Consider the following 23106-nt stretch of genomic DNA (forward strand, 5'->3'; position numbering starts at 1 on the left):
GGGAATTGCTCTAGACAATAGGGACAATTTCCATTTTTTGAGCTGCGAAGCCTCAACCTGACCCTTGACGCGAAACAGATATCTACCCTTCTGACTATGTCCACCTATATATAAGAGGCAAGTAGAGCAAAGCTTAAACTCGACATAGTTAATCAATTAGGAGTAAGCCAACAGAGGGGCTGTTGGTCGTCTTTTCGACAGGCCTAACCTAGCCTGTAGCAGTGATGTCGCAGTTTACTGAGGTTGTTGATGGGCGATCGCTACCTTTCTAATCAAAGCTAGCAATCACCTTCTTGGCAAAACTAAACATGCTGAGGGTAAACCGTTTACCGCTAATTCACTATGGCGTAGCTGTACTAGCCAGCTTACTGGCACTACTGTTTCGCCTACTGCTAGAGCCAATCCTACAGGGTGAAGCACCGCTGTTGCTTTTTATCTTGCCAGTCATGGTGAGTGCCTGGTACGGAGGTTTTAAGCCTGGAATATTGGCAACTATTTTGAGTGCCCTGGTAGGGAGCTACTTTTTTATTCCACCCATATTCAGCTTTGTCCCTACCGACTTAGCAGACGCGATTCGATGCAGCATATTTTTGGTCGAAGGGATCTCGATTAGCGCCTTGAATGAGTCTTTGAGGCGCAGTAAGCAGCGATCTGAGGCAACTGCTCTGTCGCTTAAGCGGAGTGAAGAGCAGTCTCGTTTAATTATTGAAGGTGTGCAAGATTATGCCATCTTCATGCTTGATTTAGATGGACGCATTGTCACCTGGAATGACGGAGCTCAGCGAATCACAGGTTATGGAGCGGGTGAAATTTTAGGGCGGCACCTGATAATTCTCTATCCCTTGTCCGCTCAGGCTTCAGAAGCGGCTGATCACTTAAAGCCTCAGCAAGAACTGCAAATTGCCACCACCGAAGGGCGTTTCGTCAGTGAAGACTGGCAGCAGCGCAAAGATGGTTCTTTGTTTTGGGCGAGCATTGTGACAACGGGTTTGCGAGATGAAACCAGAAATCTGCGTGGATTCTCCAGGATCACGCGTGACATCACTGAGCGCAAACAGGCAGAAGAGTCTTTGATTCGTTCTGCTCACCGTCTGGAGGCACTGCATGAAATTGACCGTGCTATTTTAGCTACTGAGTTTGGTGGAGAACCGATTGGTACTGCCCTGGACCGGGTGAGTCAACTAGTGCCTTGTGAGCGGGCGATCGCTACCCTATTCGACTTTGAGACAAACACCGCTCAGATTCTCCAGGAAGCTAGGAGTGAAGGCGCTAACTCTGAAGTTGTACCCCTGGACTTCTTCCTGCCCGAGCGGGTTTTCCAACAAGACCTACAGCAAAAAGTTGAATACATAACGGCTGCTCAAACCTGTCCAGTTTCCCTCATCCGATCGCTGTCAGCGCAAGGAAGCTGTATTCGAGTTCCCTTAGTGTCTGACGGAATTCTGATGGGTGAGCTAACGCTGTTTGTGACTGCGACTACAGAGTGGAGCGACGAATATCAGGACATCGTGGCTGAAGTGGCAAACCAACTGGCGATCGCCCTCCGTCAGTCTCAACTCAGGAATCAGATTCAGCAAAAAGCTGATGAACTGGAACAGCGTGTGATTGAGCGCACGCTTAAATTGCAAGCAGCTAACCAGGAGTTGGAATCTTTTGCCTATTCCATTTCCCACGATTTGCGGGCACCTCTGCGGGCCATTCAAGGCTTTGCTCAGGCTTTTTTAGAAGACTATGGCGATCGCCTGGACAATTTGGGACAGGAATATGCCCAACGTATCGTTACAGCTGCAGCCCGACTCGACACCCTGATCCAAGACTTGTTGAACTACAGTCGCGTTAGTCGCACCGACTTACAGCTTCAACCGATCAACTTAACTGCTGTTGTAGAAGATGTCCTGACGCAGCTAGGAGCTAGCTTGCAAGAGCAGCAGGCTCAGGTCATCGTCGAAAAGCCTTTGCTGTCCGTCCTGGGTCATCGTTCCACCCTGGTGCAAATTGTCAGCAACCTCATCAGCAATGCAGCCAAGTTCGTTCCACCTGAAAGAACTCCTCAAATCAGAATCTGGACAGAATTGCGAGAGGATCAGGTGCGCCTTTGGGTTGCAGATAACGGCATTGGCATCGCACCCCAGCACCAAAACCGCATCTTTCAAATCTTCGAACGGCTGCATGGAGTAGAAGTCTATCCTGGTACGGGCATCGGCTTAGCTATTGTGTGCAAAGGTGTAGAACGAATGGACGGACAGGTGGGACTAGAGTCCCAAATCGGGGAAGGCAGCCAATTTTGGATTGAATTACGGAGAGGAACTTGATGATCAACCTGGCGCAATCCGACGTTTTGTTAGTCGAGGATGATCCGAATGACGTTCTGTTGATTCGGCGCGCATTTAGTCGGGCAAAGCTGCTCAACCCACTGCACATCGTGAACGACGGAGACAGCGCAATAGATTACCTTGCGGGTGTGGACCAATATGGCGATCGCGATCGCCATCCCCTGCCTGCACTAATCTTGCTCGACCTCAAACTACCTCGGCGCTCAGGCTTAGAAGTACTGGAATGGCTCAAACAGCAACCCGAACTGCGTCGCTTACCGGTTGTCGTTCTGACTTCTTCCAGAGAAAACATCGACATTAACCGCGCTTACGACTTGAACGCTAACTCCTATCTGGTTAAACCTGTTGCCCCAGATGCACTGCTCGAAATGGTGAAAATGCTTGACCTCTATTGGCTAACGCTGAATGAAAAGCCAAATGTTGAGAACGGCTGAAGCGGCTGTAGAGCAACGATAAAGGGTGGTTGTCCCCCAAGGTTCGTTGAAGAGACGAGCGCCGATGGAACTGCGTCGCACAAATTTCAAAACTTTCAACCTCTAACCCTTCTCCAATCCTCAATCTCTAACCCCGAATCCTTTTAAACCTCATTTCAGAAATAGCTTGTGAGTCAACCACTACATATTCTCTTAATTGACGATAATCAAGACGATCGCTTTTTAACCCTGCGTGAGCTGAGGCGCAAGTTTTCTGACCTTGAAGTCAGAGAAATTCTAGATGCCAAAGGTTTTGAAGAAGCATTGAATCAGTGGGAATTTGACCTGGTGATTACCGACTACCAGTTGGGTTGGAGTACCGGAATTGAGTTACTGCACGCTGTTAAAAGCCGATTTCCAGATTGCCCAGTGGTGATGTTTACCAACACCGGCAATGAAGAAATCGCGGTAGAGGCGATGAAGTCGGGGTTAGATGACTACATTGTGAAAGCACCAAACCGCTATATGCGAGTCCCTGTTGCAGTGAACATTGCTCTAGAACGGGCTGAATCTCGTCGTGCCAAAATTCGGCTTGAGGCAGAGCGATCGCAGCTTCTAGAGCAAGAACGGACTGCCCGTACTGAGGCTGAAACTGCCAATCGTCTCAAAGATGAGTTTCTAGCAACCCTGTCCCATGAGTTAAGAACGCCGCTAAATGCAATGTTGGGCTGGGTGCAGCTTTTGCGAATGGGCAACATTGATGAAGTTAATCATGCGCGTGCGGTGAAGACGATTGAGCGCAACACTCAAGCCCTGACACGGCTCATCGAAGACTTACTAGATGTTTCGCGCATCATCACAGGTAAGCTGCAACTGCTCATGCAGCCAACCGATTTGGCTACCGTAATTAGAGCCGCGATGAACAGCATTCGTCCAGCGGCAGCGGCAAAGGCGATCGCCCTACAGTTGTGGCTTGATCCCCAAGCTGAACCCGTTGTTGGCGATTCAATGCGGCTTCAGCAAATCATGTGGAACTTGCTTTCTAATGCGGTCAAATTTACGCCCGAAGGAGGGCGAGTCGAAGTGAATTTGACGCGAACCGAAACCATGATGAATGTGGTTGTGCGTGACACCGGGCAGGGCATTAGTCCCGACTTCATTCCTTATGTGTTTGACCGCTTTCGACAAGCCGACAGTTCTATCACTCGACGGCAGAGCGGACTAGGATTGGGGCTAGCGATTGTGCGTCACCTGGTCGAGCTACATGGCGGCACAGTGCAGGTAGAAAGCGCCGGAACTGGACAGGGCAGCACTTTTACAGTTAGCCTGCCCCGAGTGCGGGAGGATACAGTCAGCAGTCCGATCGCTCAGAACCTCGATACCGGCATCTGTCCTGATCTACCAGGCTCTCGCACGCTCAGCGGAGCGCGTGTCCTAGTCGTGGATGACGAGCCAGATACCTGCGAATTGCTGGCCCTGGTCTTGGGGCAGTGTGAATTAGAAATTAGAACGACGACCTCCCTGTCTGAAGCGATCGAGCTGTTCGGACAGTTTGATCCAGAAGTGTTGATCAGTAATATGATGATGCCGGGCGAAGCAGACTATGCATTGATTCGCTATGTACGAGATTTACCGGCGGCTCAAGGGGGGCAGATTCCGGCGATCGCCCTGACCAGTTACGCCAGACAAGAGAGCAGCGATCGCATCCTTGCTGAAGGCTTTCAAAGCCATTTCTCTAAACCCATTGAGCCCGAAAGACTGCTTCAGACCATCGCCGATCTGCTAGGACACTCCCCTACAGAAGCGTAAAGTCCTGTGGGCGCGATAAGACACCAGTGATTGCGTTTCTACGACGGATACAAACGCCTAGAATAGAGAAGATACCTAGCTAAACTTCAGCAGAATTTACCTATGTCAGTTTTGGCGGCGATCGCAGTTTTGGCGATTTTGATTGTGGTACACGAAACGGGGCACTTCATGGCAGCCCGTCTTCAAGGAATTTACGCTAATCGCTTCTCGATTGGCTTTGGCCCCATTCTTTGGAAATATCAGGGCAGCCAGACCGAGTACGCGATTCGGGCAATTCCCCTGGGCGGTTTTGTAGGTTTCCCGGATGACGACCCCGAAAGTGACATTCCCGAAGATGACCCCAACCTGCTGCACAATCGCCCCATTCTTGACCGTGCCATTGTGATCAGTGCTGGGGTGATTGCCAACTTGGTGTTTGCCTACCTGGTGTTTCTGACTCAGTTTACGACAGTAGGGATTCCAGACGGCATCAATTTTCAGCCTGGTGTACTGGTGCCCCAGGTAATTTCTCAAAGTTCACCCGCTGCCCAAGCTGGAATTCGCTCAGGCGATATTGTTTTAGCTGTAGATGGTGAACCGCTCGGCTCTTCTGAAGCAGCGCTCACCACACTGATGCGAACCATTCAAGATAGCCCTGATGAAGCAATAGATTTGACCGTGCAGCGGGGCGATCGCCAGCTTGACCTCACCGTTGTTCCAGAGCCAGGAGCCGACGGCAAAGCCAAAATTGGCGTACAGCTTTATCCAAACGGCACTCCCGAATACCGCCGTCCAAGAGGAATACTTGAGGTCTTTAGTCTTGCTGCTCAAGAGTTTCAGAGAACCTTCGTCAGAATTGTTGAAGGATTCGTTATGCTCATCACCAACTTCTCTGAAGTTGCAGGACAGGTTGCCGGTCCCGTCAAAATCGTTGAGCAGGGTGCAGGACTTGCCGCTTCCGATAGTGCTAGCCTCTTCCCCTTCACCGCCATCATCAGCATCAACCTGGCCATCATCAACATCCTGCCGCTGCCTGCACTGGACGGTGGACAGTTGACCTTCCTACTGATCGAAGGGCTGCGGGGCAAACCCCTACCCAACCGTCTCCAGGAAAACGTGATGCAGACCGGATTAGTACTGCTGCTAGGCTTAGGCATTTTTCTGATTGTCCGGGATACAACCCAGCTAGAGGTGTTTCAAAAGCTGTTTCAGTAGCGTACATAGGCTATGGATTCCTGTGGGATGGGCATCTTGCCCGTCCAGGCAGGAAAAAACAAACCTCTTACAATTCAATTCCCTCTACCCCTTCTCACTTGCTTCTGTGAGTACACCTCGCAAAATTGCAGCTAAACGAAAGCTGACTTTAGAAATTTTGGTGCGTCTGAAACGTCTCTATCCTGACGCAACCTGTTCGCTTGACTACGCAACTCCTGTACAGCTCCTAGTTGCTACGATTCTTTCAGCGCAATGCACCGACGAGCGGGTGAATAAGGTTACGCCAGAGCTATTTCGCCGCTTTCCCGATGCAGTTGCTCTAGCCTCAGCCGAACTCGATGATATCGAAACCCTGATTCGCTCAACCGGCTTTTACCGCAACAAAGCAAAAAATATTCAGGCAGCTTGCCGCATGATTGTTTCGGACTTTGAGGGACAGGTGCCAAAGATGATGGCAGAGTTGCTGAAACTGCCGGGAGTGGCCCGCAAAACGGCTAACGTTGTGCTGGCTCATGCCTATGGCATCAACGCTGGCGTTACAGTAGATACTCACGTCAAGCGGCTGAGTGGACGGCTAGGCTTAACGACCGAAACTGATCCCGTCAAAATTGAGCGGGATCTAATGAAGCTGCTGCCCCAGCCCGATTGGGAAAATTGGTCAATTCGGTTAATTTATCACGGGCGAGCGGTGTGCATGGCACGAAACCCGGCTTGCGATCGCTGCTCACTGGCTGACCTTTGCCCCTCCGCCGATCTCTCCAAAATTACTCCTCCCCCCACTAGCATTGCCACCTTCTCGCCCAGTTGAGTCAGACAGGTGCTTGGAGCGCTACTGACTTGTATTTCTGACGAATGTCTGGCAAAGTAGTGACTCTAGTCGCAACAGCTATTACAATTAGCCCTCGTGGAGCAGTCCTGGCTTCCAGTCAACCATCAGAGCATTTTGGTTCAGCTTCCCGCTCTATCCCAATAATCTACTCATTTCTATAGACCTGCTCTATGGCTCACGTCACTACCGAACCACCTTTGAATTCGGGCTTTGGCTCCTCTGACTCTCCTAGTGATCCCGTCACGGCTGCATCTCCGTCTCACTCAAATAACACTGCTAAAGTCATCGTTAGCCTACAACGAGTCAACAAGGTCTATCGAAATGGCAGCCGAGCGCTGGTAGACGTGAGTTTGCAAATCCGGCAGGGAGATTTTTTATTCATTACGGGTCCGTCTGGTTCTGGTAAATCAACGCTGCTCAAGCTTTTGTATGGCGAGGAAAAGGTGAACCAGGGCGAGGTTATGGTCAATGACTGTAACCTGTCGCAGCTCAAAGGAAACGATCTGTCGATGCTCAGAAGACGCATCGGAGTTGTTTTTCAAGACTACAAGCTGATCCCACGTCGCACTGTTTCTGAGAATGTTGCCTTTGTCCTTTGGGCGCAGGGCTTTACCCGCAAGGAAATTCATCGTCGCCTGCTGCCCACGCTGAAGATGGTTGGCTTGCAGGATAAGGCAAACTGTTTCCCAGACGAGCTTTCGGGCGGCGAACAGCAGCGCGTCAGCATTGCTAGAGCAATTGTCAGCACTCCGCCAATTTTGCTAGCTGATGAGCCAACTGGAAACCTTGATCCTGACAATTCCTGGCAGGTAATCAAGATTCTCAGAAAGCTGAATGGAATCGGGATTACGGTGGTTGTGACGACTCACGACGAGCATCTTGTGCGGCTATCTAACCATCCGGTTGTGCAAATTCGCAACGGTAGGCTGTATCATCCCCGCCATTAATTCTTCGGTTATTCCTCGGCTTTGGTATTGGCTCGCTTACCAGCCTGCATCAGGCGATCGCGTATTTGAATGAGTTGGCTCTGAGTGCTGATGGGCGCTCGCGGCTGAGGCATTGCAGTATCCGGCCAAGTTGGCAGATCGACGCAAGGGCAAGTTAGCGCAGGCATTCCCATGTTCGGCACCGGGACAGGCATGGCACAACGGGCACAGGGGTCGATCTCCCAAGATGGGCTGAGCAGTTCAGCAATGGTTTGATGCGTTCCTTCCAAATAGCAGTCCTTTGAGTCGGGCGACACAATTTGCTGCCAGCACTCCTCAAATTCGGCGCTGTAGCGATCGCCCCGAATCACTGGCTGAGGCAAAAGTGCTGTTTGCCCATTCTTAATTAACACCTTTTTGCCCAACTGAAACCAATAGGCGAGATATTGTCTGACTTGATCTTGGGATGCCATAGCTTTTAGTCGAACCCGTTACCTAACGCAATTAACCCACCCCTCTACAATCAATGCTACAGGGCAGCAAGGAGCACTATCAATTTAGAATCTGCATCTATTGTTAAGGTTTTGCGGAGTCAGTTTCATCTCCAACAGGGTGGAATCTAGGCAAGGGCGAACCTAACTGGCTCAGGTTTAGCACGTGTCCTGCTGTTACCAGGTAGGTTGAGGTGGCGATCGCCCCAATTTCGCGGGTCAATTTGCCCAGGCGATCGCGAAAAGTTCGCCCGATTGGATAGGCAGGTACAACTCCCCAGCCTGTTTCTTCAGAGACAAGAATTACGTCACTTGTTGTGTTGATTAAACTCGTCAACAGTTCCTTTAAAGTTTGCTCCCAGAGAATTTCATCTTGCTCTAACAAATTTGCTAACCAGGTACCTAAAGAATCAATTAGCAAACATTCTGTTGGGGCAGCAGCGCAAATTGCTTTGCTTAACTCTATGGGAACGAGTCGGGTCTGCCAGGAGGCAGGACGGCGTTGCTGATGTCGCTCGATTCGGGCTCGCCACTCTGCATCATCTGCAAGCTCTTGGGCTGTAGCAACATACACAACTGATTTGTCCGATTTCTCCGCTAAATGCTCAGCCCATTCACTTTTGCCTGAACGAGCAGGTCCAGTCACCAAAATCAACTGCCTTAGGTTAGATGACACAGTTTGCAACTGATAAGATTGCACTTTACGAAAGTATTTTAACCTGTTGAAACAGGGTATCTATCGGGGTATTATCACTGGTGGTAGTTTCACGAGTACTACTTAGAAATACCTCGGTTAGAAAGCCAGTAAAAATTTCAGGTTGCACTAATTTTGTATCTCTACATTTGATCGCTTGTAGTCTGATTGCTTATAGTTTTTTAATCTCCTAGAGGGAAGTAGCCGATGAGAAAACCAGGTCTGCAACGGATCGAGTCAACCCTGGAACAACTTCAAACCCAGCGTGTTGCTACCACTGACCAGGCTGGCGATCGCGCATTCTCCTTCAAGCTTTCCGCTGCAACGCCATCCAGCCGTTCAGGGATGACGGCTAAGCAGGTGCGCCCCTTCCCCGCTCAGAAAAGCAGTGCTGAAATCCCTAATCTGCCAAAGTTCAAGTTGCCGAGCTTTAGCAGCCACCGTCATGTCGCCAATCCTGCGCTGGCAATGGGATTGCTCAAAGAACTAGAGGGCACCGTAGAAGGCTGGCAAACAGAGCTCCAGCAAATTTTGCTGCAAATTCAGGCACTTTACCTGGAAGGTCCGATTGTAGATGGATGGCTAGAATCCCATCCCCATGAGCCTCAATCGAATCCCTTAGCTACAGACACTTCAGCCGTTATTCGTCATGCCGAAGTTGACCGCTTGATGGATTATGTGCAGGAAATTTGTAACGTGCAGCCTGGAACCGAACAGACTGTCACCTGTGAATCTCCACGCACAGGCTATCGGCTGTGTGGGCTGGGGGAAGATGGGCAGTCTTGGTCACGTCCTTGCCCACCCGATCAAATTGCCCAGGTTAGCTTGGCGATCGCCCGTTACCAAAAACTGCGGCAATTACTGGCACGCAAACAATACCTAGAAGCACGTCTGAGTCAACTTGCCAAAACGCTAATTGCGCTGCACGGACACCTACACGACCCTGCTCTCAAAGAGTGAAGTTAGACAAGTTTTGGAATATGAAATCAAAGAGTTGCGCTCCAAAACATACTTAAATCCCAATCTCAGAAATTAGGGCACCCCGCTCCGCGGGGTGCCCTAATTTCTGTAGCCCTAATTTTTGGAATTGGTATAACTCCAGCAAAGCTACTAGGTTACGGACGTAAGAATACCGAGAAATTTATTTTCATTCTCGGCTTCTTCATAGAAAATTGATGAGGCTCTATAGGTTTATGGGCTAAATAAAGAGTAGCTTGGTTGAGCTAGTCCACAGCAGCCTGAGCCGCTGATTTATCAGAACTCAAACCTATGTCTGAGCCGCAGATTTCTGCTATTATCTGCACCCACAACCGCGATGCTTACCTCGGTGCCGCGATCGATAGTTTGCTGGAGCAAGAGTTTGCAGGCGACTTTGAGGTGATCGTGGTCGATAATGCATCGAGCGATCGCACCCGTGAAGTCGTCGAAGCCCGTCTGCCTCACCCTCGCCTGCACTACATTTACGAATCTGTTACGGGCTTGTCGGTTGCCCGCAACACGGGAGCCAAAGCTGCTCGCGGCGCCATTCTCACCTATCTAGATGACGATGCTGTTGCCAGCAAAGGTTGGCTGCAAGTGCTGTACAACGCTTACGAAGCCAACGAAAAACTAGCCATTTCAGGCGGCAAAGTGACGCTGCTGTGGCCACCCGGAGTGGAACCTCCCCGCTGGCTTTCTCCCGGTTTGGCAGGTAATTTAGGAGCCTATGACTTGGGAGATGAGGTTGTTTACATCGACAAACCCGGACTGACTCCCCGGGGCTTAAACTATTCCATTCGCCGCTCGTTCTTAGACCAGATTGGCGGATTTGATGTGAATTTGGGGCGAGTCGGCAAGAACCTGCTATCTAACGAAGAACTGCACGTGACGGAACTGGCCCTGTCAACAGGCTGGCAGGTTGCTTACCTACCCGATGCACTGGTGGCTCACAATGTCGCTCCAGAGAGGCTACAGCGCTCCTGGTTCCTAAATCGGGGTTGGTGGCAGGGGATCAGCGAATGCTACCGAGAACAGCTAGCCGGACGAGCTGGATTGGGGCAGCTAAATCGCGGTGGTGAACGTTTCCTGCGCGGACTTGTTCGCTCTGTAAAATACATTGGCGATCCGGCGCAGCGGTTTGACAACTTCGTTTATGCTTATGGGCAAATTGGCTATCTCAAATCTGCGATTCAAGGAATGGTGTCTGCCCCTGAATGGTCTAAGCGATCGCAGCAATCCTCCTGACCCGCTGATGACAGCCTGTACAAGTTCCTAGCTCGATTGTCATTCAAGCTTTTGTAACTTTCAGATAAAAATTCCGTCTGGTTATTCGTTTGGCCCGTTTAACTTTCCTTTTTCCCTCTGTTTCAGTTGTTAACCCGCTTTGACTCGAGATGACTATGACCTCTAAACTTCCCGTGTCGGTTCTCATTCCCGCTAAGAATGAGCAAGAAAATTTGCCCGCTTGCCTTGCTAGCGTTGCCCGTGCGGATGAGGTGTTTGTAGTCGATTCCCAAAGTAGCGATCGCTCCGTCGAGATTTCCGAAAACTTGGGGGCTAACGTCGTTCAGTTTCACTTCAACGGTCGCTGGCCTAAAAAGAAAAACTGGTCACTAGAAAATTTGCCCTTCCGCAACGAGTGGGTACTGATCGTCGATTGCGATGAACGGATTACGCCTGAACTGTGGGACGAGATTGCGGAAGCCATCGAAAATCCAGACTTTAACGGCTACTACCTCAACCGTCGCGTCTTCTTCCTGGGCAAATGGATTCGGCATGGCGGCAAATATCCTGACTGGAACCTGCGCCTGTTCCGCCATCAAAAAGGTCGCTACGAAAACCTGGGCACTGAGGAAATTCGCAATACGGGCGACAACGAAGTCCACGAACATGTCGTGTTAGAAGGCAAGGTCGGCTATCTCAAGGAAGATATGCTGCACATCGACTTCCGTGACCTGTTCCACTGGCTAGAGCGCCACAACCGCTACTCCAACTGGGAAGCTAGAGTTTACTACAACCTACTGACTGGCATGGGTGAAAGCGGCACAATTGGCGCAAACCTGTTTGGGGACTCGGTGCAGCGCAAGCGATTCCTCAAGAAAGTGTGGGTACGCCTGCCATTCAAGCCTTTGCTGCGCTTTGTGTTGTTCTATTTCATCCGCTTGGGCTTCTTAGATGGCAAAGCAGGATATATCTACGGCCGTCTGCTGAGCCAGTATGAGTATCAAATCGGGGTCAAACTGTTTGAACTACGGCAGTTTGGGGGACGGTTAAACACCACCCCTGCACCAACCAGTGCCCCTGAACCTGTTCCTCAACCTGATGCCTGAATTCTTACCCATTCCTGATTTCCTTCAACCCTGGCGATTCTTAAACTCTTCCCAGGATTCTTCCCAGGCTATGACTGCTCCACAACTCAACACTGATGCGGGCGATCGCCTTCCTGCAACGTCCGCATCAACCTCCAACGCCGAAAATCCAATTCTCGATGCTGCGCCTCTAGCAGACCTGCGCTTGTATGACCAATCGTGGTTTGACCGGGGGCGATCAGGCTGGTTTATTTTGCTGTGGTGGCTGGTGCAGGCGATCGCCTTCCCGCTTAGCCCTCACCCTTTTAGCGGTATCCGGGTTTGGCTACTGCGACGATTTGGCGCTCAAATTGGCAAAGGCGTTTTGATTCGCCCTACCGCCCGCTTTACCTACCCCTGGAAGGTCAGCATCGGCGACTATAGCTGGATCGGAGACGATGTGGTGCTGTATAGCCTAGACCAGATTGAGATTGGTCAACACTGTGTAATTTCCCAAAAAACTTACCTTTGCACAGGTAGTCATGACATCAGCGACCCGTCCTTTAAGCTAAAAACTGCACCGATTGCGATCGGAAACGGAGCCTGGGTTGCGTCTGACTGCTTTGTTGCTCCTGGTGTGAAAATTGGTGCAAATGCTGTGATTGGTGCCCGCAGCAGCGTCTTTAGCAACATTCCGACTCAGCAGGTTTGCTTGGGGACACCCTGCCGTCCTCGTTATCCTCGACAGATGAATTAGACGGTCAGTTCAACGAACCCGCAAAATCGTCATGTCTGCGTCTGAGGCATGGTTAGCCACAGCGAGAATTAAAGCCTCCAGCAATTTGAACTTGCTGGAGGCTTTGACTTAATTGATTTTGTTTCTGGCAAATGAATTGCCAAAGTTGAATCTCAGTCTTTGTTTGCGGCTATTTTTAGGAGCGATCGCGCCCCTGCTAACGTCAACGAGAAGCCACTTGAGGCGTTGATTCCTGCTGAGGGGCAGGTGTTCCTTGCGTTCCCAGTTGAATTAGCTCAACCTTGTAGCCATTCGGGTCTTCCACAAAGGCGATTACAGTAGAGCCGTGCTTCATCGGTCCGGGTTCGCGTACCACCTTACCGCCCAACTGCTTAATATGGTCACAGGTGGCATAGATATCATCCACGCCGATCGCAATATGCCCGTAAGCATCCCCTAAATCGTAGCGGTCAGTGTCCCAGTTATAGGTCAGTTCCAAAACCGTGTGATCTGATTCCTCACCGTAGCCTACAAATGCCAGCGTAAATTTGCCGCCCGGATAGTCCTTCTGCCGCAGTAGCTTCATTCCCAGAACATCGCAGTAGAACTTGAGGGACTCTTCCAGATTGCCAACCCGCAACATCGTGTGGAGTAATCGCATTGTGTTCTCCCATTTGTTTCTCATTGTCCCCTTTATTTTGAAGCAGACTTTTGTAATCCGTCATTCGCCATTTGCCCTTCGTCAGCAGTTCACAACCAATGACCAGCAACCCATCAGAAAAATCCCCGAACTGCGCTTCAGGGAACAAGGAACTGCTATAGGATTAAGCCTGTGAGTAATTCCAAGTAGGGGAGAAAGGGATGATTGACATCTCGGATACGACGATTGAAGAAATTCGGGCAAGGGAAATTCTGGATTCGAGAGGTCGTCCAACGGTTGAGGCTGAAGTCTATTTAGCGAGTGGCGCAATGGGCCTGGCTCAAGTGCCGAGTGGTGCTTCTACGGGCAGCTTTGAGGCACATGAACTGCGAGATGGAGATGGCGATCGCTACGACGGCAAAGGCGTACTCAAAGCAGTAGAAAACGTCGAAGAAAAGATCTCCTCTGAGCTATTGGGATTAGATGCCCTTAATCAGTCCCTAATTGATCGCACCATGATTGCTCTGGATGGCTCTGCTAATAAGTCCAACTTAGGCGCAAACGCAATCCTCGCAGTTTCTCTGGCGACAGCAAAAGCAGCCGCGAATGCGCTAGAACTTCCGCTATATCGATATCTGGGCGGACCACTATCTAACCTGTTGCCCGTCCCTTTAATGAACGTGATCAATGGCGGTGCCCACGCTGACAACAACGTGGATATCCAGGAATTCATGATTGTGCCAGTGGGAGCCTCATCGTTTCGGGAGGCACTGCGCTGGGGGGCAGAAGTGTTTGCCTGCTTGAGCAAAGTCTTGAAGGGCAAAAAACTATTGACGGGCGTAGGAGACGAAGGTGGATTTGCGCCTAACCTGGAGTCTAACCAGGCTGCCCTTGATTTGCTGATTGCGGCGATCGAACAGGCAGGTTACAAGCCAGGAGAAGAGGTTGCTTTGGCGCTGGATGTTGCTGCAACTGAGCTTTACAAGGATGGACAGTATACTTACGACGGTTCTGTCCATTCTCCGACCGAAATGATTGATTACCTGGAAAACTTGGTTAGCCAATATCCTATTGTCTCCATTGAAGACGGGCTACACGAAGACGACTGGGAACATTGGCAACTGCTGACTGAGAGATTGGGAAATACCGTTCAACTGGTCGGGGATGACTTGTTTGTCACGAATCCCGAACGCTTGAAGAAGGGGATTGAGCAAATTTCAGCTAACTCCATTCTGATCAAGCTGAATCAGATTGGCTCTTTAACAGAAACGCTGGAAACCATTGATTTGGCAACACGCAATGCATTCACTTCTGTGATCAGCCACCGTTCTGGCGAAACGGAAGACACCACGATCGCCGATCTTGCAGTTGCGACTCGTGCCGGACAGATCAAAACGGGTTCCCTCTGTCGTAGCGAACGAGTTGCCAAATACAACCGCTTGTTGCGAATTGAGGATGAATTGGGAGAACAAGCGCTGTATGCAGGTGCAGTCGGTTTAGGTCCCATAGGGTAGACGGTTTAAAGCTTTTCTCGTTGCAGGGTACTCTTCTTTAGCCTCGTGGACGGTACAGGGGGCAGAGCCTCTGATCTGGCATTACAAGGCAGAGCCCTGTAACGAGAGAAAGTAACGGGAGAAACCCAAAATCCTTTTGCGGCTACATTTTTCTGGCTTGGGCGTTTAAGCTATAGCAATTTGTGTGCCTGTTGCAGGTTCGAATGGCGTATGATTCTGCACCGTAAACCCATCGACCGTTTCCCCTGGTTTTGGTTTAGTTTGGCTGGGGTGTTTTTACTTTCAGTCTTGCTGCGCTTTTGGGGCTTGGGTCGGTTCAACACGCTAGTGTTTGATGAGGTTTATTTTGCTAAGTTTGCCAGCGGTTACTTGAGGGGAATTCCGCTATTTGAAGGACATCCACCCCTGAGTACCTACTTGATTGCGCTGGGCATCTGGATTGCGAGTCACACGCCAATCGGGGATGGCAATCTGAGAAATGGGCTAACGGGGCTAGTGCTATCGCCTGTGAGCTACCGTTGGTTCAATGCGCTGATAGGGTCGCTAATCCCGCTGGTGGTGGCAGCGATCGCCTATCAACTAAGCGATCGCCGCAGTTTTGCTCTGGTCGCGGGTCTGTTTGCAGCGCTAGACGGTTTGTTTCTAGTCGAGTCCCGCTACGCCCTGATCAACGTTTACCTGGTAATTTTTGGGCTACTGGGGCAGCTATTTTTGCTCATGGCGCTGAAGGTCCAGTCTTACCGACGCTGGCTGAGGTTGGCGATCGCAGGCGCATTTTTTGGAGCCTCGGTTGCCGTTAAGTGGAATGGGTTGGGCTTTTTGCTTGGTGCTTACCTGACCTGGAGTGCAGCCTGGGTGCTTCAGTGGATCAACCAGTTGTTTCCAAAAGCCTTTTCGCCTAAAGCTACCTACCAGACTGCTTTAGAACATTTAACACAGCTAAAACTTTGGCACATTTTGCCGAACCTAACGCTGATTCCCTTCCTGATTTATTACGTCAGTTGGATTCCCTTTATCCGGCTTGATCCCAGCACCAACTTCTGGCAGTGGCAGTCTACCATTCTGGAATATCACGGGCGGGTTGGCGGCATGGATGCCCATCCGTACTGTTCGCCCTGGTATACCTGGCCGCTCATGCTACGTCCGGTCGCCTATTTTTACAAAGCTGCTCAAACTGCCAGTGAACCCGTTCTGGTTGTAGGTCCGCCCCTCCCGGACGGGACGGGAACCGTGATTTACGATGTCCACGCCCTTGGAAATCCGATTCTCTGGTGGCTTTCGACAGCCGCACTAGTTTTTCTGATCGGCGTACTAGTTTATCAAGCCTGGAAATGGCTCACTGCTCTTAATTTAAAGCTTCACCCCAGCAATCCTTCTACTCCTCCACCCCTCCCATCCTTCCTTCGCTCTCACCCCTCCCCTGCGCCTTACCTCATTGCCCTTTATTTGCTGCTCAACTATAGTGCGAATTGGCTCCCTTGGGCGAAGGTGACTCGCTGTGTGTTTATCTACCACTACATGGGAGCGTCGGTGTTTGGGCTGCTGGCGATCGCCTATCTCAGCGATCGCTGGCTCTGGCATCCCCAAGCAGTTTTTAGAGCCGCAGGCATTACAGCAATTTTCTTAATTGCGCTGGCGTTTGTGTTCTGGTTACCACTTTATCTGGGGTTACCGCTTTCGATGGAAGGATTGGAATTACGTCGCTGGCTTGATTCTTGGATTTAAGGGATTGAAGACTATTGGCGTTGAAACAGGACGCGGTAGACTGGCTCTCCTCGCGATAGGGTAGACTGCTCACGCTCAGTCATGACGGGGAGCGGGTTGGTAGGAAGCCACTCGTCATTCTGTGGAGTAAAGGCAGGATGTTCTAAGAAGCGATCGCGCATTTCGATTGCAACTGCCTCAATGTCTGACTGGAGCAGCACTAAGCCACCGCTGACCAAATTTTTTGCCAATTCTTCTACTACCTCTGGCTGCACCATGCGACGCTTCTGGTGCCGCTTCTTAAACCAGGGATCGGGAAACTGAATCGTTACCCCCTTCAACGTGTTCGGCGGCAGCGAACTGAGTAGCAGATGCAAGGAAGTATTCACGTTGCAGAACAAATAGTGCAGGTTCGTAAGACCTAGTTCCTCTCGCCGCGAATTGGCATATTCGACCAGCGGTTGCCGAATTTCTAGCCCCAAAAAATTCCAGTCGGGCTGCTGCTGCGCCATGTCTTGCACAAAATAACCCTTGCCACAGCCAATATCTAGATGCAAAGGCTGCGTCAGGTCAGCATAAATTTTCTCCCAGTTAGGCGGGGTAACGGGTTGCTGATACTTATCGCTTAGCGGGTTAACATGTTGTCGCACACGAACGAGGGGCAAGGCAAATACTCCTATGCTGTAAAAGTCTGACTGATTCCAATAGGTTTAGCTTTATTTGAGCATCAGACAAATTCTGATCGTTATAGATCATAGCCCTGAGGCAAAGATCCTTATCCCAAGCAAGCATGTTTATGCCTGATTCATACCTGACCCTGTAAACGCTATATTCAGCAGGGCAGGAGCGTTTAGTTGAGAAACCAGCTTAAAACTTTTTTCCTAGCAGTTTTGCGGGATGGGGCTGTCTTCATCCTTCATCCCTCATCCTTCAATCAGATTGAGGCAGCTTATGAGTTTAGATTTTCGGTTTGCGATCGCCAGCGACCTTCACATCGCCCTTCCCCACACGATTTGGGATCATCCCACTCGCTTTCATCTGGTTGAGGTGAGCATTCCTGCCCTGGAGGTAGTGCTGGAGCGGTTGGAGCAGCTAAAGCTAGACTTTTTGCTATTGCCGGGAGATCTGACTCAACATGGAGAACCAGAAAATCATAGCTGGCTAGCTGAGCGGTTGGCGAAACTGCCCTACCCAGTCTATGTGATTCCAGGAAATCATGATGTGCCAGAACGGTTCGCCACGGAGCAATCAATTGGGCTAGCTGACTTTCCTTTGTATTACCCAAAATTTGGCTACGATGACCCGACGCGGGTTTACTACAGCCATGAAATTCTGCCAGGAGTTCGGTTGATTGGGCTAAACTCCAACTTTTTTGACTCTGAAGGAAAGCAAATTGGTACGGGCTACCTGGACGATGAACAGTTTGACTGGCTTCAGCAAACTTTGATAGGAACCAAAGGTGAATTAGTCATCGTGATGATTCACCACAACGTCGTAGAACATTTACCAGGACAGTCTAGCGATGCGCTGGGTCGCCGCTACATGTTGAAGAATGCGCCCAGGCTACTGAAATTACTCCGGTCTGCTGGCGTGCAGTTAATTTTCACAGGGCACCTCCATGTGCAGGATATTGCTTGCCATGAAGGAATCTATGACATCACCACTGGCTCTTTAGTTAGTTATCCTCACCCTTACCGAGTGCTGCATTTCCGACAAGATGAACAGGGTAAACAGCAACTTCAGATTGAGTCCGATCGCGTTGCTGCTGTATCTGGATGGGAAGATTTGCAGAGCTCATCACGGGAGTGGATGGGCGATCGCTCTCGTTCTTTCATGCTCAAACTCCTCACTCAGCCACCGCTCAGCCTTTCCCTTGCCGAAGCAGAAGCCTTAGTTCCAGGTTTGCGCTACTTCTGGGCTGACATTGCCGACGGGGATGCGCTATTTAACCTTCCTCAGTTCCCAAGTGTGGCTCGTCAATATTTTGAGCGGTTTAGCGCCAGAGATCCCTTAGGCAGTCCAGCTTTGATCGATAACTGCACGACATTGGTGTTGGGAGGGAAGGACTAGGGCTGACGGCAAATACCAAAGACAGAAGTATACCCGTGTAGGAAAGTCGCGTCCCCAACCGGACCAATTTCGCCACCGCAAAAGAAGCCACTGACCGGAATATTACGGATATAGCGACCAAACAAGTGAGAGTCAAAGTTGGGCTGTCCATAGAGTCCTTGTCCTCGTCCAACGCACGAGAAGAGCAGCGCACCTGCTGCTTCAGAGTTTGCCTGAGTATTTTGCTGATAGCGTTCTAGCATCATCTCCAGGTCTTCGGCAGAGGCTTGGGCATCACGCAGGTGAAACTGAATGCGCTGCCCTGGACGGACGCGATCGCCAATCGCGATCGCCCCCACCTTCGGGTCAACGCCCAGCAAATTGCGAATCAAAAAATCTCCCTGTTCCAGACGCTGCTTAAATTCGTTGCGAGCAATTCCCACAAACAAGGAATGTTGCGCCAACGCCCTATCTTCATCACTTAAATCTTGAAATAGCGACTGAAGCACCTCTAGCGGAGTCTTTGCCATGCCGCAAGCTAAAGCATCCGCATCAACCTGTTCCTCAATACTCAGGACAATATTTCGCTCACCCTCAGCGACACGGTAAGTCTGCCCAATTGGACGGCAGCCCTGAGCCACAATCGTTTCCATCACAATGTCGCCACTCAAGGCTACACCGACCGTTCCCTCGTAAAGTACTTGGTCATTGAAAAACAGCGTGCTGCTGTTGGTAATTGAGCTAACGCTGGCTAAGCCACCTACCTTCGCAGAACCCGGATAGGCATAGTCCAACCCTTGCAGCAAATCGTTGATCCCCGAAGAGAAAGGGTCAGATAGCAAGACAAACTGAGGTTCATCCTCAGGCGAAATGCCAGTCAGATCGACCCAGGCAGACGGAGGGCTGTCCAGATCAGGCAATTCATCTGAGGGAATATAAAATGGCTGTACCTTTACGCCAGGTAAATGAGCCAGACTGAGACTCAAGCCAGCGTCTTGTTCAACTTCTTGAGCTTCACCTGACTGATTCATGCCAATCACGCCGCCGCCGCTACAGCCAATTAGAACCGATAAAGAGAGCCGTTCTTGCAGTAAGGGCAACAGCCGGGAATATTCACTGGCAAACGCTGAGGAGATGAATACTAACCCCAAATCTGCCGGAGCTTGCAGCGATCGCTGCGCCTGCTCGACTACTTCTCCGACTGCTGCCTCCAAGGACGGGCGGGTTGACAAAGCACTAGCCCATTTCATCTGGTCAGTCATGAGTTCTACCCTTTTGGTAGCGCTACTGTTACCCAACATACATCAATGCTACACAGCAATCCTAAATCATTTGTGGGATTGAGAGCCTTGGAAGCCCCTTCCGAAAGAAGTACACATATCCCTTGTTCTAGGATGCGCTATGGCAATCTCAACTATCTTGCTAAACTGAAGGTAGACGAGTGAGTATGTTTTCCTATAAGCATCTGCATTAGATGGCTATGCCAGTCTTAAGAGATGCGACACAGGAAATTCTGACTAAAGATAGCTTATGCAAGGGAGCAACGAGCCAAACCTTAAAAAATAGGGCTTAATTTGGTTTCGTTCTGCTGACCTCGTGCATTACTGAAGGTAGAAGTTATGTTCTAAGTCATGTTTCTCTGGAAAGTTTAACAAAACAGTTTGTTAAGCTAATCTGTGTTAGGAAAACTCAAAGTTCAACGATAAAACTGATTGAAACCGGAAAGTCTATGAGCGATATTCAAAGCCAGATCGAAAAAGAGCGTGAACAAGCTCGTGCTGCTTGTGAAATAAGTGGTGGTAATTCTCAAGAATGTGCTGCTGCCTGGGATGCAGTCGAAGAGCTACAGGCTGAGGCGTCTCACCAGCGCCAAAAGGGTTCTCAGAAAAACTCCCTGGAGCAGTACTGCGACGCTAACCCTGATGCAGACGAATGTCGTGTATACGACACCTGAGGTTGAGCCTAGTTTCAAGATCTGTCTTGAAATCAAGTCTTTAGCCGTACTGTTTCTTAGATTACTTAGATGGGGGTGCAGGCTACTGCATCCCCTTGCTTTTTATAACTGCTAGTGAGTTGTGGCTCGAATTGTGACTATTGGGATGTGATGACATCGATCGCACTTTCTCTACCTGATGCCAATGCGACCCGTAAGTTGGGAAATGTGCTGGGGCGATCGCTACCAGCAGGCACTGTGCTTCTGCTAGAAGGAAATTTGGGCAGCGGCAAAACAACTCTAGTTCAGGGGATCGGTGAGGGACTGGGAATTGTAGAGGCGATCGCCAGTCCCACCTTTACCTTGGTGAATGAATATTTAGAAGGGCGAATTCCGCTCTACCACCTCGACCTCTATCGGTTGCAACCCTCAGAAGTTGCGGCGCTTTATCTGGAATCCTATTGGGATGGGATAGAAAACCCATTGGGCATCGTCGCGATCGAATGGGCAGAACGTCTAGAACAGCGACCGTCAGATTATTTGCAAATTCGTCTAACCGGTGCAGAAACCTCTGACCGGCAGGTATACCTTGAAGGAATTGGACAACCTCCTATCAAGCTTTCGGAACTGCTGGCAATGTATGAACCGATATAAGAGCGACGAGTTTTTTAACCTATTCCCCCTGCTATCAGGGACGCTGAGTCGCGATCGCCAGCCTCACTCCCTCAATCGCCCGTAGCCGATCCATTACCGCTACGACCTGCCCATGATCGACCGCTGCATCGGCGTTGATCACCACGAGAGGGGGTTGTCCCGATGCTACTAACGTCTGTGTTTGCGTTGCTAGGTCATCCAGCACAACAGGTTGGCGATCGAGAAAAAGCTCCCCCTCCTGGTTAATGGTTACTACAATCTGATTCTGCGGCTGAGCTTCACTAGTAGCGGCTCCAGGTACATTCACAGGTAGTCCTTCAGAGCGGGTCAGAAATAGCGTAGACATAATAAAAAAAGTCAAGATCGCAAAGATCACATCGATCATCGGCACGATGTTAATCTGCGGCGGTATGTCTGGCTCACTGGGTAGGCGCATAAGGCAAACCTCCTCGCTCGTAACGGCGACGGTAAAGTAGCTCTAACTGACCACCATACTCCTGAATTAAAGCCATTTGCCTTAGATATAGTCCGCGAAACATATTGGCAAACAGCAGCGTAAATATCGCCACAACCAAGCCTGAAGCGGTTGAAATTAGCGCTTCGCTGATCCCTGCTGTGACTCCGGTTGTTTGGGCGCTGCTCAGGTCTCCCACGCGCAAAGACGCGAATGAGTTGATTAAACCTAAAATGGTGCCCAGCAACCCCAGCAGGGGGGACACACTAATTACCGTTTCAAAGATTGTGTTAAAGCGCTTTAGCAGCGGCAGTTCTGCCTGTGCAGCACTTTCCAATGCCAGCCTAAACTCCTCTGGAGTCGCTTGCTCTAGCTCCATAGCCGCTATAAAGATTCGGGCCATGGGTAAATCGGCATTTTGTTCTAACTTCTGGAAGGCTGTACGAGCACTACGACGATAAAGCGCTAAAATTTCGCGAATTACCCGATCTTGGCGGCGAGCCACCTGGAACCAGAAGACAACACGCTCTAGAATTAGCGCTGTTGCTAAAATTGATAGTCCTAGTAGGGGCCACATGACGACCCCACCTAGGACAAATAAGTTGCTAATTGACATGCCTTTTTTCGGTCTGATCAAGTTCCTGGAAAGTGGTCAATCTGAGCGTAACCGCTAAAGACCAACTTTTTTCCATGAGTTTCTAGACGATTAACTCGGAGCATTACGCCATCCAAGTCAAATCGATCTAGATCGACCATACTATCCAAAATCTCGGCGAATGCCATAGTCAGAACCTCAGACAGCCCGCGCACGTCCTCAGGTACTGCTTCTGGCTCAAATTGAGGGTTGGCAAAAGAAATTCGGCGGCGTTTTTCAACTGTCAGCGTCGCGGTCATGCTGATGGGCACGTCGCTCCTGTTTGGCAGGTCGGTCTTCGCTGCAATTTGTACCCGGTTGTCAGGCAACAGTTGCACCTTTACTGCTCTAAAAGAAATGGCTTCCCCGCCCGAAAGGTTAGTTAAAGTTTCTGATTCAACGTTTTTGAGACGCTTTTCTACCAGATCAGCCTCAAATGCCCGATTTATTGCTTCTTCCGAAAGAGTGACCTGTGCAACGGCTTGCGTCGGCTGCTTCAGACGGATCTTCCCCCCCATGATCGAGCCAACGTCAATTGAAACAGCATCAGTCTCAAAGGACATTTCCTCGACCTGAAACTGTCTGCGGATTGTCAATCCTCGACCGCTCATCTTAAAGCTGTCAATACTGCCTTGCAGCAGCTTGCTAGAGGGATAGCAGCGAATATCGACTTCAACCGACTCACTTTGGGTGAACAAGTGGCGGATAGACTGACTGGCGACAGTATTGAGCATGCGCTCACCCATGTCTGTGCCAGGACGATTAGTCAAACCAGTAAAACCACCAAACATGCGAATGCGCGTTCACGAGAGTTCTCATCCTTTGTAACAGAA

General features: G+C 50.2%; 23 protein-coding genes. 15 read left to right on the forward strand and 8 right to left on the reverse strand.

The genetic code is table 11. From position 1 onward, the window contains the following. The first annotated feature begins 308 nt into the window (after positions 1 to 308). The 6 genes from H6G00_RS29760 (at position 309) to ftsE (ending at position 7525) form a co-directional block, all read left to right on the forward strand. Positions 309 to 2312, forward strand: a complete 2004-nt coding sequence (locus tag H6G00_RS29760; RefSeq protein WP_190799478.1) for a DUF4118 domain-containing protein — start codon at positions 309 to 311, stop codon at positions 2310 to 2312. Next, the gene (locus tag H6G00_RS29765; protein ID WP_190643062.1) at positions 2312 to 2767 is read left to right on the forward strand and encodes a response regulator; all 456 of its coding nucleotides are present in this window, start codon (positions 2312 to 2314) and stop codon (positions 2765 to 2767) included. Before H6G00_RS29760 ends, H6G00_RS29765 begins: the two co-directional genes overlap by 1 nt. Positions 2768 to 2935: 168 nt before the next feature. Further along, positions 2936 to 4555 (forward strand): response regulator, encoded by a 1620-nt coding sequence (locus H6G00_RS36870; RefSeq protein ID WP_190799479.1) that lies wholly within the window; start codon positions 2936 to 2938, stop codon positions 4553 to 4555. A gap of 102 nt (positions 4556 to 4657) precedes the next feature. Further along, positions 4658 to 5749, forward strand: coding sequence for an RIP metalloprotease RseP (rseP, locus tag H6G00_RS29775; RefSeq protein ID WP_190799480.1), 1092 nt, complete (start codon positions 4658 to 4660; stop codon positions 5747 to 5749). A 106-nt stretch (positions 5750 to 5855) separates the two neighbouring features. Then, a complete protein-coding gene (gene nth / locus H6G00_RS29780; protein ID WP_190643065.1) occupies positions 5856 to 6557 on the forward strand; it encodes an endonuclease III in 702 nt (233 codons plus the stop codon). Positions 6558 to 6748: 191 nt separating this feature from the next. Further along, a complete protein-coding gene (gene ftsE, locus H6G00_RS29785) occupies positions 6749 to 7525 on the forward strand; it encodes a cell division ATP-binding protein FtsE (RefSeq protein WP_190643066.1) in 777 nt (258 codons plus the stop codon). Positions 7526 to 7533: 8 nt separating this feature from the next. Here ftsE and H6G00_RS29790 read toward each other — a convergent pair whose 3' ends face one another. Together H6G00_RS29790 and cobU are read right to left on the reverse strand one after the other, a co-directional pair. Continuing rightward, the gene (locus H6G00_RS29790) at positions 7534 to 7977 is read right to left on the reverse strand and encodes a hypothetical protein (protein ID WP_190799481.1); all 444 of its coding nucleotides are present in this window, start codon (positions 7975 to 7977) and stop codon (positions 7534 to 7536) included. Between the two features lie 103 nt (positions 7978 to 8080). After that, positions 8081 to 8671 carry a bifunctional adenosylcobinamide kinase/adenosylcobinamide-phosphate guanylyltransferase gene (gene cobU / locus H6G00_RS29795; protein WP_190799482.1) on the reverse strand — a complete coding sequence of 197 codons (591 nt, stop codon included), beginning with the start codon at positions 8669 to 8671 and terminating at the stop codon, positions 8081 to 8083. A 225-nt stretch (positions 8672 to 8896) separates the two neighbouring features. Here cobU and H6G00_RS29800 point away from each other — a divergent pair, with 225 nt between their 5' ends. The 4 genes from H6G00_RS29800 (at position 8897) to hpsU (ending at position 12712) form a co-directional block, all read left to right on the forward strand. Continuing rightward, positions 8897 to 9649 (forward strand): hypothetical protein, encoded by a 753-nt coding sequence (locus tag H6G00_RS29800; RefSeq protein ID WP_190799483.1) that lies wholly within the window; start codon positions 8897 to 8899, stop codon positions 9647 to 9649. A 309-nt stretch (positions 9650 to 9958) separates the two neighbouring features. Continuing rightward, positions 9959 to 10912, forward strand: a complete 954-nt coding sequence (locus tag H6G00_RS29805; protein ID WP_190799484.1) for a glycosyltransferase family 2 protein — start codon at positions 9959 to 9961, stop codon at positions 10910 to 10912. Positions 10913 to 11067: 155 nt separating this feature from the next. Further along, positions 11068 to 11997, forward strand: a complete 930-nt coding sequence (locus H6G00_RS29810; RefSeq protein WP_190643071.1) for a glycosyltransferase family 2 protein — start codon at positions 11068 to 11070, stop codon at positions 11995 to 11997. Between the two features lie 151 nt (positions 11998 to 12148). Further along, a complete protein-coding gene (gene hpsU, locus H6G00_RS29815) occupies positions 12149 to 12712 on the forward strand; it encodes a hormogonium polysaccharide biosynthesis acetyltransferase HpsU (RefSeq protein ID WP_347278243.1) in 564 nt (187 codons plus the stop codon). Positions 12713 to 12914: 202 nt separating this feature from the next. Here the strand turns inward: hpsU and gloA are convergent, their stop codons facing one another. Next, entirely contained in the window at positions 12915 to 13352 is a 438-nt protein-coding gene (gloA, locus tag H6G00_RS29820; protein ID WP_242042572.1) for a lactoylglutathione lyase, read from the reverse strand. A 200-nt stretch (positions 13353 to 13552) separates the two neighbouring features. Here gloA and eno point away from each other — a divergent pair, with 200 nt between their 5' ends. Continuing rightward, the gene (gene eno / locus H6G00_RS29825) at positions 13553 to 14845 is read left to right on the forward strand and encodes a phosphopyruvate hydratase (RefSeq protein ID WP_190799486.1); all 1293 of its coding nucleotides are present in this window, start codon (positions 13553 to 13555) and stop codon (positions 14843 to 14845) included. 210 nt (positions 14846 to 15055) lie between these two features. Further along, the gene (locus H6G00_RS29830; RefSeq protein ID WP_190799487.1) at positions 15056 to 16570 is read left to right on the forward strand and encodes a phospholipid carrier-dependent glycosyltransferase; all 1515 of its coding nucleotides are present in this window, start codon (positions 15056 to 15058) and stop codon (positions 16568 to 16570) included. An 11-nt stretch (positions 16571 to 16581) separates the two neighbouring features. Here the strand turns inward: H6G00_RS29830 and trmB are convergent, their stop codons facing one another. Beyond that, a complete protein-coding gene (trmB, locus tag H6G00_RS29835; protein ID WP_190799488.1) occupies positions 16582 to 17214 on the reverse strand; it encodes a tRNA (guanosine(46)-N7)-methyltransferase TrmB in 633 nt (210 codons plus the stop codon). 286 nt (positions 17215 to 17500) lie between these two features. Between trmB and H6G00_RS29840 the strand changes: the two genes are divergently transcribed. Then, positions 17501 to 18619 carry a metallophosphoesterase gene (locus H6G00_RS29840; RefSeq protein WP_190799489.1) on the forward strand — a complete coding sequence of 373 codons (1119 nt, stop codon included), beginning with the start codon at positions 17501 to 17503 and terminating at the stop codon, positions 18617 to 18619. Here the strand turns inward: H6G00_RS29840 and H6G00_RS29845 are convergent. Beyond that, positions 18616 to 19860, reverse strand: a complete 1245-nt coding sequence (locus tag H6G00_RS29845) for an FIST N-terminal domain-containing protein (RefSeq protein WP_190799490.1) — start codon at positions 19858 to 19860, stop codon at positions 18616 to 18618. The two genes, H6G00_RS29840 and H6G00_RS29845, sit on opposite strands and share 4 nt — an antisense overlap. A gap of 467 nt (positions 19861 to 20327) precedes the next feature. Between H6G00_RS29845 and H6G00_RS29850 the strand changes: the two genes are divergently transcribed. Then, positions 20328 to 20552, forward strand: a complete 225-nt coding sequence (locus H6G00_RS29850) for a Calvin cycle protein CP12 (protein WP_190643078.1) — start codon at positions 20328 to 20330, stop codon at positions 20550 to 20552. Between the two features lie 150 nt (positions 20553 to 20702). Beyond that, a complete protein-coding gene (gene tsaE / locus H6G00_RS29855; protein ID WP_190799491.1) occupies positions 20703 to 21185 on the forward strand; it encodes a tRNA (adenosine(37)-N6)-threonylcarbamoyltransferase complex ATPase subunit type 1 TsaE in 483 nt (160 codons plus the stop codon). 34 nt (positions 21186 to 21219) lie between these two features. On the opposite strand, the gene H6G00_RS29860 is transcribed toward tsaE, so the two are convergent. Genes H6G00_RS29860 through H6G00_RS29870 form a run of 3 tightly spaced genes read right to left on the reverse strand, consistent with a single transcriptional unit; the run spans position 21220 to position 23064 of the window. Further along, positions 21220 to 21621, reverse strand: coding sequence for a biopolymer transporter ExbD (locus tag H6G00_RS29860; RefSeq protein ID WP_190643080.1), 402 nt, complete (start codon positions 21619 to 21621; stop codon positions 21220 to 21222). Further along, entirely contained in the window at positions 21605 to 22255 is a 651-nt protein-coding gene (locus tag H6G00_RS29865) for a MotA/TolQ/ExbB proton channel family protein (protein ID WP_190643081.1), read from the reverse strand. The genes H6G00_RS29860 and H6G00_RS29865 overlap by 17 nt, the downstream gene beginning before the upstream one ends. A gap of 17 nt (positions 22256 to 22272) precedes the next feature. Continuing rightward, the gene (locus H6G00_RS29870) at positions 22273 to 23064 is read right to left on the reverse strand and encodes a DUF2993 domain-containing protein (RefSeq protein ID WP_190681116.1); all 792 of its coding nucleotides are present in this window, start codon (positions 23062 to 23064) and stop codon (positions 22273 to 22275) included. Positions 23065 to 23106 lie beyond the last annotated feature (42 nt).

Source organism: Leptolyngbya sp. FACHB-541 (assembly GCF_014695875.1).
In the GTDB taxonomy this organism is placed as follows: Bacteria; Cyanobacteriota; Cyanobacteriia; order Elainellales; family Elainellaceae; genus JAAUTN01.